This is a genomic window from Ferrovibrio xuzhouensis (genome assembly GCF_042648965.1).
Taxonomy (GTDB): Bacteria; Pseudomonadota; Alphaproteobacteria; order Ferrovibrionales; family Ferrovibrionaceae; genus Ferrovibrio; species Ferrovibrio xuzhouensis.
In genome coordinates this window covers 1965853-1977501 of record NZ_JBHRYJ010000001.1, presented here as the reverse complement: position 1 = coordinate 1977501, position 11649 = coordinate 1965853, and the positions used below count along the sequence as shown (strand labels likewise).

Here is an 11649-nt window from a genome sequence, read left to right as displayed (position 1 = left end):
TCAACCATCCATCGGCCCCAGCGCCGCGAGCAGCGCCAGATCGGCCGCCAGGCGCCGGGCGAGCGGCGAAGGCCGCAGCACCAGACGCCCGAAACCGAGCGCCGCCGCGTCCGCCGCCAGGACATCCGTCCCGTCGGCTGCGGCCGTCCCGGCCAGAACCAGCCCGGCACGCCGGGCTGCCGTCACCTGGGCCGCCGCATGAGCGATCCAGGCCTGCCAGGTGCGGCCGGCCAGATCGTCGGCCACCCGCACCTTGCGTTTCGCGCCGCGGGCAAACAGGCCCTTGGCTGCCGCCGTCGCCACGGCGCCGGGTGCCGGCATCAGCCACAGGCCACGCCCGGGCATCCGCCGTGCCGGGTCCGGCACCACCGCGCCCGTCGTATCGACGGCGAAACGCAGCAGCCGGTCCGGCATGGTCCGCGCGCCGGTCAGCAGACACCGGCGGCGCGGACCCTGGGGGGCGTCAGGCATCCGCCTGGTCGCCCTCCTGAGTCTCCGTCGCTTCCTCATCGGCGAACCAATGCTTGCGGGCCGCCATGATGATGGAATTCGCATCCTCGTCGGACAGGTCGCTGCCGACGATTTCCTGCAGCTCGTCAGCCGCCAGGTCGCCGAGGTCGTCGAGCGTCTTCACGCCCTTCTCGCCCAGCGCCACCAGCATGGCCGGGGTCACGCCCTCGATGGCGGCGACATCGTCACCGACACCCAGCGCGACGCGCTTGTCTTCCAGTTCCTTGTTGCGCTTCTCGATGAATTCGAGCGCGCGCTCCTGCAGCTCCTGCGCCACCTCGCCGTCGAAACCCTCGATCTCGGCCAGCTCCTCGAGCGGCAGATAGGCGAGTTCCTCGACCTTGGTGAAACCTTCGGTGACCAGCAGCTGGGCCAGGGTCTCATCGACATCCAGGGTGTCGATGAACAGCTGGCTGCGCTCGCGGAATTCCTTCTGGCGGCGCTCGCTCTCTTCTTCCTCGGTCAGGATGTCGATGTCGAAGCCGGTCAGCTGCGACGCAAGGCGCACGTTCTGGCCGCGGCGGCCGATGGCCAGCGACAGCTGGTCGGTGGGCACCACCACCTCGACCGAATTGGACTCTTCGTCGAGCACCACCTTGGCGACTTCCGCCGGGGCCAGCGCGTTGACGATGAAGGTGGCCGGATCGGGCGACCACTTGATGATGTCGATCTTCTCGCCCTGCAGCTCGTTGACCACCGCCTGGACGCGGCTGCCGCGCATGCCGACGCAGGCGCCGACCGGGTCGATCGAGTTGTCGTTCGAGAGCACGGCGATCTTGGCGCGGCTGCCCGGATCGCGCGCCACGGCGCGGATCTCGATGATGCCATCATAGACTTCCGGCACTTCCTGGGCGAACAGCTTGGCCATGAACTGCGGATGTGAGCGCGACAGGAAAATCTGCGGCCCGCGCGGCTCGCGGCGCACGTCGTAGATATAGGCGCGCGCCCGGTCGCCCTGGCGGAAGGTCTCGCGCGGCAGCAGCTCGTCGCGGCGCACGATCGCCTCGGCGCGGCCGAGGTCGATGGTGACATTGCCGTATTCGACGCGCTTGACCAGGCCGTTGACGATCTCGCCGATGCGGTCCTTGTATTCGTTGTACTGCCGCTCGCGCTCGGCCTCGCGGACCTTCTGCACGATCACCTGCTTGGCGGTCTGCGCGGCGATGCGGCCGAAATCGATCGGCGGCAGCGGCTCGGCGATCACGTCGCCGACCTGGGCGTCCGGATTGCGACGCTGCGCTTCGATCACGCCGATCTCGATGGCGTCGTTCTCGATCTTGTCGACGACCTGCAGATGGCGCTCAAGGCGGATCTCGCCCGACTTGCGGTCGATCTCGGCATGGATGTCGTTCTCGAGGCCATAGCGCGAGCGCGCCGCCTTCTGGATCGCGTCTTCCATCGCCATCAGCACGACGTCGCGGTCGATCGCCTTCTCGCGCGCCACCACATCGGCCACCTGAAGCAGCTCGAGCCGGTTGAAACTGGTTACCGTTTCCATCGATCCTGTTCCTCGAACCAATTACCTAAAGACTGTTGTCATCAAGGCTGTTGTCATTCCGCGGCGGCATCGCCGCCCATGGTTGCACCCTGCGCCACACCCTCGCGACCGGCCCGCAGCGCCGCACTGGCGGCGATCAGGTCGTCGGTCAGCATCAGCTTGGCGCCGGCGATCTCTGCATGCGGCAGGCGGTATTCCGCGCCGTTCTCCTCGTCACGCAGCACGATCGTGTCGCCCTCCAGGCCGACGATGCGGCCCTGGAAGCGCTTGCGCCCATCGAGCGGGCGGCCCAGCTCGACCTTGGCGGCAAAACCCTTGAAGCGCTCGAAATCGGCCGGCTTCATCAGCGGCCGGTCGAGGCCCGGCGAGGAGACTTCCAGGCGATAGGCACCGGCGATCGGATCCTCGACATCGAGCACGGCGCTGACCGCGCGGCTGACATCGGCGCAATCGTCGACGGTGACGCCACCGTCATGGGGGGCGCCGCCGCTGTCGCGTTCGAACATGATCTGCAGGGTCGGCCGCTGCGTGCCAACCAGCTTGACGCGAACGAGCAGAAAGCCCATCGCATCCAGCGTGGGCGCAATCATGTCCGCAATCCGAGCCATCGCATCCATGCGCCGGCCATTCCCCTCGTCAATCATCCGTCTGAAACAGGCCGGCCCGTGGACCGGGAGCAAAGTATCGGGAGCGAAGTGGTGGGTTCCCGCGCCGGCCAAATGAAAAATGGGCCGGCTGGCCCATTCGTAAATCCCCGATCCAAGTCTGGACCAGACCAGCAATGTCGGACGCTGTTATAGCGGCAAATCCATACGATGCAAGAGCTAGTTGCGGGATTCGCCCGCTCCGGCGCGGCCGGAACGCGGGGCGAACAGGACTGGGGTCCGCTGCCCCGTCCGCCCCCGGCGGCGGCTCAGCCGAACCGCTGGTAGAAATACCCGGTCAGGGCACCCAGTGCGGCCCAGAACAGCAGGCTGGTGGCGAAGGCGGTCTCGGCAAAGCGGTGGGCCAGCGCCTCGGGGGCCGCGCTGTGGAAATCCACCGGCAGCGGCGCACCGATCACATGGGGCAGCACCAGCAGGGCCACGGCCAGCACGGCCAGGCTGGCGCGGCGGCCGAACACCAGCAGGGCCAGGGCGGCTGCGGTGGCCAGCGCCGTCAGCAGCCACCAGATCTGCCGGTCGGCCAGCGGCGCCGCTTCCGTGCCGGGGATTTCCGGCCGCAGGCCGAGGCCCGGCGCCAGCGTGAAGACGGCAAAACCGGCCAGGCCCCAGAGCAGGCCCTGGCGCCAGCCGGTCTGGCGGCCGGTCAGGGTGCCGGTCAGCGCATAGCCGCAGACCAGCAGCAGGGCAAAGCCGATGCCGGTGAGAATATCGGCCAGCGCCGTGTAACCGGTGCGCTCGAGGCCGTCCCGCGGCTCCCAGGCCGTGGAATCGTGGTCGTGGGCCGCGGCGGCATGGTCATGGCCGGCCGCGCCGTGGTCGTGGGCAGCCGGCGCCGCAGCCGGGGCCTCGGCAGCCTGCTCGTAGACCTCGGCCTTCAGGATCACCGGCACGGTGCCGACCTGGTGCAGGGCGGTCACGAACAGGCCAGCGAGCAGGCCGGCCAAGGCGGCGACAAAGAAAATCCGGCGGAACAGGGCCATTTTCGCGCTGCCGCCCGGCTCAGTGGCAGGGGAAGGCGTTGGAATGGCGGGTGTCGTGGGCGGCGTTGTGCAGCACGTCGATATGCGAAAAACCGACGCCCCAGAGCAGGAAAACGCCGAGGAAAGCGGCGAGACCGATCTGCAGGACCTGGGTCAGCCGGCCGGTGCCGGCAGCGCTCTGGGTGGAGACGGCGGAAGTGCTGTGCATGGCAGTATGTCCCTGATTCTCTGTCGGAATACCATACGACGAGCGATCGCCTTGCGCCAAGGCCCTAGCTGGCCCGATGCACCACCCGGCGGGCCGCCAGCACCGAGGCGAGACCCAGCGCCAGCCAGAACAGCAGGTTGAGGCCCAGCATCAGCAGCATGTCGCCACCCGTCGTCATCGACAGCAGCGGATCGGTCTTCACATCGCCCGCGACCAGATCGCCCGGCAGCGGCGGCGCCGGCGCCAGCAGGCCGGGCAGCACCAGCAGCAGGCCGCCGAGCATGCGGGCGCGCGGATCGCCGCGCAGCGGGCCGCCGTCCCGCAACAGCAGCCACAGGCCGGTGCCGGTCAGTGCCACCGTGGTCAGCCAGAACAGCAGCACGGGGCCGTCATGCAGCGGCAGCACGCCGGCCGGCAGCTGCGGCAGCGCCAGCAGCGGCGCCACCACGGTGGCCGCGAAGCCGCCGCCGCCCCAGTTGAGGCCGCTGCGATACTCCGGCAGGTCGCCGCCGGCGAGAAAGGCGACCTGATAGACCAGCGCCGCGGCGGCGGCGAGCGCGAGATGCTGGAACAGGAAGGATTCGCGGCCGGCGATATCGGGCACCACCGGCGGGTCGACCACGGCACGCGCGACCAGCACGGCCAGCGTGGCAAGAATCGCCGCCATTACGGCGGCAGCGCCCAGACGGACCGCCATGCGACCTCCGCTTTCGGCCCGGGTCAGACCCGGCGCAGACGATACCCGCGCCGGCTTCTCGCCGGCGGAGGCGATACCCGCGCCGGCTAGAGCCGGCGGAGGCGATACCCGCGCCGGCTAGACCCGGCGCAAACGATAGTAGTGCGGGGTCCGCCCGGCGGCGATGGCTTTCTGCTCGTATTTGCTGGGCGGCCAGTCGGCCGGCCGCTGCAGCCAGTCGGCGCGGCCCGCCGCCTGCCAGTCGAACTGCGGCGCGCCGAGGATACAGCGCAGCATCCAGCGCTGGTAATCCGGCACGTCCGTCGCCAGTCGCAGTTCATGGCCCCGGGGAAGCAGCCGCGCCCAGTCGGCCAGCGTGTCGGGATTGACGATGCGGCGCCACTGATGGCGTTTTTTCGGCCAGGGATCGGGGAACAGCACATACCCACCGGCAAGGCTGGCATCCGGCAGGGCTTTCAGCAGCAGCCGCGCGTCGTCCGTCAGCACGCGGATATTGTCCGGCCCGCCGGCGGCGACTTTCGCGGCGATGCGGGTGACCAGCTTGGCGACGCCGTGCTCGTAGGGCTCGACGCCGATGAAGCCGATATCGGGATGCGCCTCGGCCAGCGCGAACAGATGGCTGCCGTCGCCGAAGCCGACCTCGACGCGATACTCGCGCATCGGCACGGCGAACAGCGAGGCCGGATCGAGCGGCTGACCTTCAGGCGGCAGCACGAAGCTGACGCGCGGCAGCCAGTCGGCCATGCGGCTTTCGCGGGCCGGAGAAAGCTTGCGGCCGCGCCGGCGCCCGTAGATCAGGCGCCGTGACGCGGCCGCGGACTCGTCGTCAGACACTTAGCGGACGTTGAAGGCCGACTTCAGGTCCTTGACCAGATCGGTCTTCTCCCACGAGAAGCCGCCGTCCTTCTCCGGCTTGCGGCCGAAGTGGCCGTAAGCCGCCGTGCGGGCATAGATCGGACGGTTCAGCTTGAGATGCTCGCGGATGCCACGCGGGCTGAGGCTCATCAGCTCCTGCAGCACCTTCGAGACCTTGTTCTCGTCGACCTTGCCGGTGCCGAAGGTATCGACATAGACCGACAGCGGATGCGACACGCCGATCGCGTAGGACAGCTGGATCAGGCAGCGCGAGGCGAGACCGGCGGCCACCACGTTCTTGGCCAGATAGCGCGCGGCATAGGCGGCCGAACGGTCGACCTTGGTCGGGTCCTTGCCCGAAAAGGCGCCGCCGCCATGCGGCGCCGCGCCGCCGTAAGTGTCGACGATGATCTTGCGGCCGGTCAGGCCGGCATCGCCATCCGGGCCGCCGATGACGAAGCGGCCGGTCGGGTTGACGTAGAAATGTTCGTCATCGCACATCCAGCCCTTCGGCAGCGCCTTCAGCACGTAGGGGCGCACGATGCGCTTGATGTCGCCGGCCTCGAGCATGCGGCCCTTCTTGTCCTTCAGCACATGCTGGGTCGAGACGACCACCGCGGTGGCGCCGGTCGGCTTGCCATTGCGGTACTGCAGGGTGACCTGGCTCTTGGCGTCGGGCGCCAGCAGCGGCTCCTTGCCGCTGTGGCGCGCATCGGCCAGCAGCTTGAGGATGTTGTGCGACAGCTGGATCGGCGCCGGCATCAGTTCCGGCGTGTCGTCGACGGCATAGCCGAACATGATGCCCTGGTCGCCGGCACCCTCGTCCTTGTTGCCGGCGGCATCGACGCCGACCGCAATGTCGGCCGACTGGCCGTGCAGCAGGATCTCGACCTTGGCGGTCTTCCAGTGGAAGCCGGCCTGCTCGTAGCCGATCTTCTTGACGGTGGCGCGGGCGACCTCTTCGATCTTCTTCTTGTTCACCTTGCCCGATTTCGACACCAGGCTCTGCGGGCCGCGCACTTCGCCGGCCAGCACGATGCGGTTAGTGGTGGTCAGGGTTTCGCAGGCCACGCGCGCATAGGGATCTTCCGTCAGGAAAAGATCGAGCACGGCATCGGAGATCTGATCACAGACCTTGTCCGGATGGCCTTCGGAAACCGATTCACTGGTAAACAGATAAGAGGAACGCGCCACGTCAAAGACTCCCCACGGCCGCGCCAACCGGCCAGAAGAATGTTCAGCCCGCACCGGCGCTTGGCGCGCACCGGGATTGGGATTACAGGAAAATTGCGGCAGAAGACCGGATTCGCCGGGAAAAGCGCCGCAGACCAGGGTCCGGTTATTTCGCAGAGCTTGCCCGGCGGGTCAAGGGCAATGGCCGGTTACCGCCCTGCGGTCACGCCGATTGCACAGTGCCGAGCGCGGGATTTTCCCTGGCTGAATCGCTGTCTGCCGTGGTGGCATCCGCCATGGCGCGCACCAGTTCGATAACCCGCCGGCGCAGCGCCGGACTCTGCAGCAGGTGGAAGGCACGCAGCAGGTCGACATCCTCGCGGCCGAAGGCCGGCGCCGGGATGCTGTCGGGCACGGCGGCCTGCAGGGTGATGCCGTTGCGGGACACCACCGCCTGGCCCTCGAGGCCGTCGAAGAAATAGGCCGGCGGCACGTCCAGGATGGTGGCGAACTGGTAGAGCCGGCTGGCCCCGATGCGATTGGCGCCCTTTTCGTATTTCTGGATCTGCTGGAAGGTCAGGCCGACAATCTGGCCGAGTTTGTCCTGACTCATTCCAACCAGGGCGCGACGCAGTTTCAGCCGGTTGCCGACATGAACATCGACCGGGTTCTTGGGCACTGGGACAATCCTTGTAATGACTGGTCCGGACGGCAATGGTTCCGGAGGGAACGGCATGGCGAGACGAACGGAGGCGGTCTGGGTAATGACAACAGTATGGTGCTGTCAACCGGCCGGTCAATCCTTGATCCGTCTGCGGCCTATCACGATGTTGACGAAAATCACCAGCAACGAGAATAAGATAGCGGGGATGTCGCCCCAGCGTACATAGAGGGTGGGCGGCAGGGCCACCGGCAGCGGGCCATCGACCACGCCGATCCTGTCGAGCCCCAGGCTGGCGACGATGCGGCCATAGGGATCGACGATGGCGCTGATCCCGGTATTGGCGTCACGCACCAGCGGCAGGCCCTGCTCGACCGCCCGCATGCGGGCCGAGGCGAAATGCTGGTAGGGGCCGGACGAACGGCCGAACCAGGCATCGTTGGTGATGTTGAGCAGGACGCCGGCGCGCATCTGGCCGGCAGGCGCGATCTCGTCGGGGAAGATCGCCTCGTAGCAGATCAGCGGCCGTACCGGCGGCAGGCCGGCGATCGCCAGCGGACCGCTTTCGGCGCCGGGCGAGAAATCGATGCCGCTGGCGGCCAGGGCGTCGAGGCCGAGCGGATGCAGCCAGTCGCGCAGCGGCAGATATTCGCCGAACGGCACCAGATGCACCTTGTCGTAAACGCTGGCGATCGTGCCGGTGCCGTTCAGCGCGAACAGGCTGTTGTAGACGGTCATATGGCCGGCGGCATCGAAGCTGCGGCGGATCGCGCCGGCGATCAGCGCGCCGCCCGGCGGCACGATATGGCCGAGCGCCTGTCGCAAGGTTCCGGCCTCGTCGATCAGATAGGGAATCGCCGTCTCGGCCCAGATGATATGGGTCGGCGTCCTTTCCGCCGGCTGAATGCTGAGCGCCACCTGCTGCTGCAGGTGGCGCTGGCGCAGCTCGTCCTGCCATTTCGCGGTCTGGGCGATGCTCGGCTGCACCAGCCGCAGCCAGACGCCGGGCACCATGTCATGGTTTGCCGCGGCCAGCCGCAGCGCGCCGCCCAGCACCGCCAGCGCAAAGCCGGCCGGCAGCAGCAGGGCGGCGAACCGCGCGCGCCGCGCTGCGCCCGGCCGCAAGGCCAGCGCGAAACCGGCCGCCGCCAGCAGGGTGACCAGATCGAGGCCATGGCTGCCGATCACCGACGCCATCTGCATCACCGCGGGATGATCGGCCCAGACATAGCCGACCAGGTTCCACGGGAAGCCGGTCAGCACATGGCTGCGCAGCCATTCGCCGATCGTCCAGCCGGCGGCGGCCAGCAGCATGCGCCAGACCGCGCCGTGCCCGCCCCCCCGATGCCGGCCGCCGATGCGGCAGGCGAGCCAGACGCCGCCGGCCGGAAACGCCGCCAGCAGCAGGGGCAGGCCGAGCACCGGCAGCGGCGACAGCCAGGCATAGCGCGCCGCATCGACAAAAAAGGCGATGCCCATCCAGTACAGCCCGGCGACGAAATAGCCGTAGGCGAAGAGATAGGTGGTGAAGAAACTGCGCCAGCCGCGCCCGGCCGCAGCATCGAGCAGCAGCAGGCCACCAAGCGTCACAAAGGCCAGCGGCCACACATAGAGCGGCGCCTGCGCCGCGGCCAGCAGCGCGCCGAGCAGCAGCAGCAGGGCGTGGCGGCGCCAGCCCGACAGCCGCTGCAGGCGGCCGATCACGCCATCGATCCGGCTCATGTCAGCAGACAGCCATGTCAGCGGAGAGGTGACTTACGCGGCATCGGCGCTGGATTCCGGCGGCCGGACCCGGATGCGCACCCGCTTGATCCGGCGCGGATCGGCGTCCAGCACCTCGAAGGCGAGGCCCGAGGGATGTTCGATCAGTTCGCCGCGATGCGGCACGCGGCCGATATGGGCGACGATCAGCCCGCCCACGGTATCGACATCCTCGTCCTCTTCCGGATCGATCAGGCGGCGCTGCAGCTTTTCCTCGAGGTCATCGACCGGGCAGCGGCCATGCGCCTCGAACAACCCTTCGCCCTTTTCGAGCAGCATCGGGCCTTCCGCCTCGTCATGCTCGTCGTCGATTTCACCGACGATCTGCTCGACCAGATCCTCGATGGTCACCAGGCCGTCCACGCCGCCGTATTCGTCGACGATGATCGCCATATGGGTGCGGGTGTCGCGCATCTCGCGCAGCAGGTCGAGCACCGACTTCGACGGCGGCACCACCAGCAGCTTGCGCAGGATGGTGCCGAGCGTGAAGCCCTGGCGACCGGCCAGATAGGGCAGCACGTCCTTCACATGGATCATGCCGATCACGTCGTCCAGCGTCTCGCGGTAGACCGGCAGGCGGGAATGCTCGGCCTCGATCAGGCGGCCGACCAGATCGTCGAAAGATATATCCTGCGGCACGCCGACGATGTCGGTGCGCGGCACGCGGATCTCGCCGACCCGCAGTTCCGCTACTTCCAGCACGTTGCGCAGCAGGGCGCGCTCGGCGCTTTCCTCCGGCGAGCCGGCATCGCCGCCATGCTCCTCCAGCAGTTCCTCGATGCTGTCGCGCAGGGAATCCTCGCCGCCACGGCCGCGCAGCACGCCGATCAGGCGGCGCCAGAAGCCGCCGCCATTGCCGTTACCATTACTCTCGTGCGGGTCGTTCATGCCGCCCTTGCCCGTTTCACGCTGGACACCTTTTTCCTGCTCACTGCCTTCTTACTCACTGGTTTTTTACTGACTGATTTTTTGCTCGCTGGCTTCTTCTTGGCAGCCGGGCGCACATAGGGATCGGCGATGCCGAGTCCGGCGAGGACCTGCACCTCGCGCGGCTCCATCGCCGCCGCCTCGTCTGCGGTCATATGGTCATAGCCGAGCAGATGCAGCACACCATGCACGGTGAGATGCGCGACATGGTCGGCCAGCGTCTTGCCCTGTTCTTTCGCTTCGCGCCGGCAGGTCGCCAGCGCCAGCGCGATATCGCCGAGATAATCCGGTGGCGCCGCCGGATCGATGGCCGCCTCGGCCGGGAAGGACAGCACGTTGGTCGGCTTATCCTTGGCGCGCCAGCCGGCATTCAGCTTGCGCATTTCGGCATCGTCGGTCAGCAGGATGTTGAGCCCGGTGACGCTGCCGCGCGGGAGTTCGTCCTTCAGCGCCGCGCGCACCGCCTTGCGGATCGCGGCGGCCGGATTGGCAAACGCCGCGCGCCAGCCCGCGGCGGCGACGCGGATGTCGATGTTAATGCGACCGGTGGTGCGACTGGGGCCAGGGTCATCGGGCATGATGGAAAACCGTCACTCAGCGCCGTGGCCGGCCCGAGGCATCGGGACGGGCCAGACCGAGCTCCTGCTCGTGCTGGGCATAGGCGCGCACGATCTTGGTGACCAGCGGGTGGCGCACCACATCGGCCTCGCCAAAGCGGATGAAGGAAATCCCCTCGGTGCCGTCAAGGATGTCGAGCGCATGGCGCAGGCCGGACGGCACGCCGATCGGCAGATCGATCTGCGACAGGTCGCCGGTCACCGCGAGGCGCGAATTCTCGCCGAGCCGGGTCAGCAGCATCTTCATCTGTACCGGCGAGGTGTTCTGCGATTCGTCGAGGATGACGAAGGCATTCGACAGCGTGCGGCCGCGCATGAAGGCCAGCGGCGCCACTTCGATCTCGCCGCTTTCGAGACCCTTGGCGACCCGCTCGGCCGGCAGCATGTCGTACAGCGCGTCATACAGCGGCCGCAGGTAGGGGTCGATCTTCTCGCGCATGTCGCCGGGCAGGAAGCCGAGCCGCTCGCCGGCCTCGACGGCAGGCCGCGACAGGATGATGCGGTCGACGCGGCCTTCCAGCAGCATCGCCACCGCCATGGCGACGGCCAGATAGGTTTTCCCGGTGCCGGCCGGGCCGAGGCCGAAGACCAGCTCGTGGCGGCTGAGCGCCGTGAGATAGTCTTTCTGGACCAGCGAGCGCGGAATGATCAGCCGTTTGGTGGTACGGACGGCGCCCTCTGGAACCGGGCGGTCGCCGGCGGCGCCGGCAGCATTACGGTCACGCGACTTGGTGATCACCGGAGCGTTCATCTGGCCTCCTTGTGCATCCTCGGCGCGCGCCATGCGGATGGCGCCGTCGACATCGCCCATTTCGATCATGCGGCCCTGGGCAAGACGGCCGTAGAGTTCGGTCAGCACGATACGGGCGCGCGCCTGCGCATCCGCCGCGCCGCTGATCATCAGCAGGTTGCCGCGCGGCGTCACCGCCACGCCGAACTGCTGTTCGATGCGGGCGAGATACCGGTCATGTTCGCCGGACAGCAGGGCGAGCAGGCGGTTGTCGTCGAATTCCAGGGTAATCGGTTGGCCGGAGGACTCCGGGCCGCGCGCGTCGCTCACAGGCTTCAGCCTTTCGATCTCGAGCAGGTCCCTGTGC

Annotated in this window: 12 protein-coding genes and 1 pseudogene; all 13 read right to left on the bottom strand. The window is 68.0% G+C overall.

Annotation, left to right across the window (positions count from 1 at the left end; genetic code table 11):
* The 13 genes and pseudogenes from ACFOOQ_RS09850 to ACFOOQ_RS09790 all read right to left on the bottom strand — a co-directional run bounded on the left by ACFOOQ_RS09850 (position 1) and on the right by ACFOOQ_RS09790 (position 11612).
* A complete protein-coding gene (locus ACFOOQ_RS09850; RefSeq protein ID WP_379725182.1) occupies positions 1-471 on the bottom strand; it encodes a DUF448 domain-containing protein in 471 nt (156 codons plus the stop codon).
* Entirely contained in the window at positions 464-2008 is a 1545-nt protein-coding gene (nusA, locus tag ACFOOQ_RS09845) for a transcription termination factor NusA (protein ID WP_379725179.1), read from the bottom strand. Before nusA ends, ACFOOQ_RS09850 begins: the two co-directional genes overlap by 8 nt.
* A gap of 53 nt (positions 2009-2061) precedes the next feature.
* On the bottom strand, positions 2062-2616 hold the full coding sequence (rimP, locus tag ACFOOQ_RS09840; RefSeq protein WP_379725177.1) for a ribosome maturation factor RimP: 555 nt from the start codon (positions 2614-2616) through the stop codon (positions 2062-2064).
* 305 nt (positions 2617-2921) lie between these two features.
* Positions 2922-3653 carry a CbtA family protein gene (locus tag ACFOOQ_RS09835; RefSeq protein ID WP_379725174.1) on the bottom strand — a complete coding sequence of 244 codons (732 nt, stop codon included), beginning with the start codon at positions 3651-3653 and terminating at the stop codon, positions 2922-2924.
* A 19-nt stretch (positions 3654-3672) separates the two neighbouring features.
* Positions 3673-3861 carry a CbtB domain-containing protein gene (locus ACFOOQ_RS09830; protein WP_379725171.1) on the bottom strand — a complete coding sequence of 63 codons (189 nt, stop codon included), beginning with the start codon at positions 3859-3861 and terminating at the stop codon, positions 3673-3675.
* A gap of 64 nt (positions 3862-3925) precedes the next feature.
* Positions 3926-4558: a hypothetical protein gene (locus ACFOOQ_RS09825; protein ID WP_379725168.1), complete on the bottom strand. Its 633-nt coding sequence runs from the start codon at positions 4556-4558 to the stop codon at positions 3926-3928.
* A gap of 117 nt (positions 4559-4675) precedes the next feature.
* Positions 4676-5302 carry a tRNA (guanine(46)-N(7))-methyltransferase TrmB gene (gene trmB, locus ACFOOQ_RS09820; protein WP_379725165.1) on the bottom strand — a complete coding sequence of 209 codons (627 nt, stop codon included), beginning with the start codon at positions 5300-5302 and terminating at the stop codon, positions 4676-4678.
* 90 nt (positions 5303-5392) lie between these two features.
* Positions 5393-6607: a methionine adenosyltransferase gene (gene metK, locus ACFOOQ_RS09815; protein ID WP_379725162.1), complete on the bottom strand. Its 1215-nt coding sequence runs from the start codon at positions 6605-6607 to the stop codon at positions 5393-5395.
* A gap of 202 nt (positions 6608-6809) precedes the next feature.
* On the bottom strand, positions 6810-7265 hold the full coding sequence (locus tag ACFOOQ_RS09810) for a helix-turn-helix domain-containing protein (protein WP_379725159.1): 456 nt from the start codon (positions 7263-7265) through the stop codon (positions 6810-6812).
* 117 nt (positions 7266-7382) lie between these two features.
* On the bottom strand, positions 7383-8969 hold the full coding sequence (gene lnt / locus ACFOOQ_RS09805) for an apolipoprotein N-acyltransferase (protein ID WP_379725156.1): 1587 nt from the start codon (positions 8967-8969) through the stop codon (positions 7383-7385).
* Positions 8970-9002: 33 nt separating this feature from the next.
* Positions 9003-9896: a hemolysin family protein gene (locus tag ACFOOQ_RS09800; RefSeq protein ID WP_379725153.1), complete on the bottom strand. Its 894-nt coding sequence runs from the start codon at positions 9894-9896 to the stop codon at positions 9003-9005.
* Between the two features lie 116 nt (positions 9897-10012).
* A pseudogene (gene ybeY, locus ACFOOQ_RS09795) lies at positions 10013-10513 on the bottom strand (rRNA maturation RNase YbeY); the annotation flags it as partial.
* A 16-nt stretch (positions 10514-10529) separates the two neighbouring features.
* On the bottom strand, positions 10530-11612 hold the full coding sequence (locus tag ACFOOQ_RS09790) for a PhoH family protein (protein WP_379725150.1): 1083 nt from the start codon (positions 11610-11612) through the stop codon (positions 10530-10532).
* Positions 11613-11649 lie beyond the last annotated feature (37 nt).

Coding starts and splice junctions, on each gene's coding strand:
- ACFOOQ_RS09835 (WP_379725174.1), bottom strand. CDS start 3,653: ATGGCCCTGTTCCGCCGGATTTTCTTTGTCGCCGCCTTGGCCGGCCTG.
- ACFOOQ_RS09800 (WP_379725153.1), bottom strand. CDS start 9,896: ATGAACGACCCGCACGAGAGTAATGGTAACGGCAATGGCGGCGGCTTC.
- ACFOOQ_RS09830 (WP_379725171.1), bottom strand. CDS start 3,861: ATGCACAGCACTTCCGCCGTCTCCACCCAGAGCGCTGCCGGCACCGGC.
- trmB (WP_379725165.1), bottom strand. CDS start 5,302: ATGGCCGACTGGCTGCCGCGCGTCAGCTTCGTGCTGCCGCCTGAAGGT.
- lnt (WP_379725156.1), bottom strand. CDS start 8,969: ATGAGCCGGATCGATGGCGTGATCGGCCGCCTGCAGCGGCTGTCGGGC.
- rimP (WP_379725177.1), bottom strand. CDS start 2,616: ATGGCTCGGATTGCGGACATGATTGCGCCCACGCTGGATGCGATGGGC.
- nusA (WP_379725179.1), bottom strand. CDS start 2,008: ATGGAAACGGTAACCAGTTTCAACCGGCTCGAGCTGCTTCAGGTGGCC.
- ACFOOQ_RS09850 (WP_379725182.1), bottom strand. CDS start 471: ATGCCTGACGCCCCCCAGGGTCCGCGCCGCCGGTGTCTGCTGACCGGC.
- ACFOOQ_RS09825 (WP_379725168.1), bottom strand. CDS start 4,558: ATGGCGGTCCGTCTGGGCGCTGCCGCCGTAATGGCGGCGATTCTTGCC.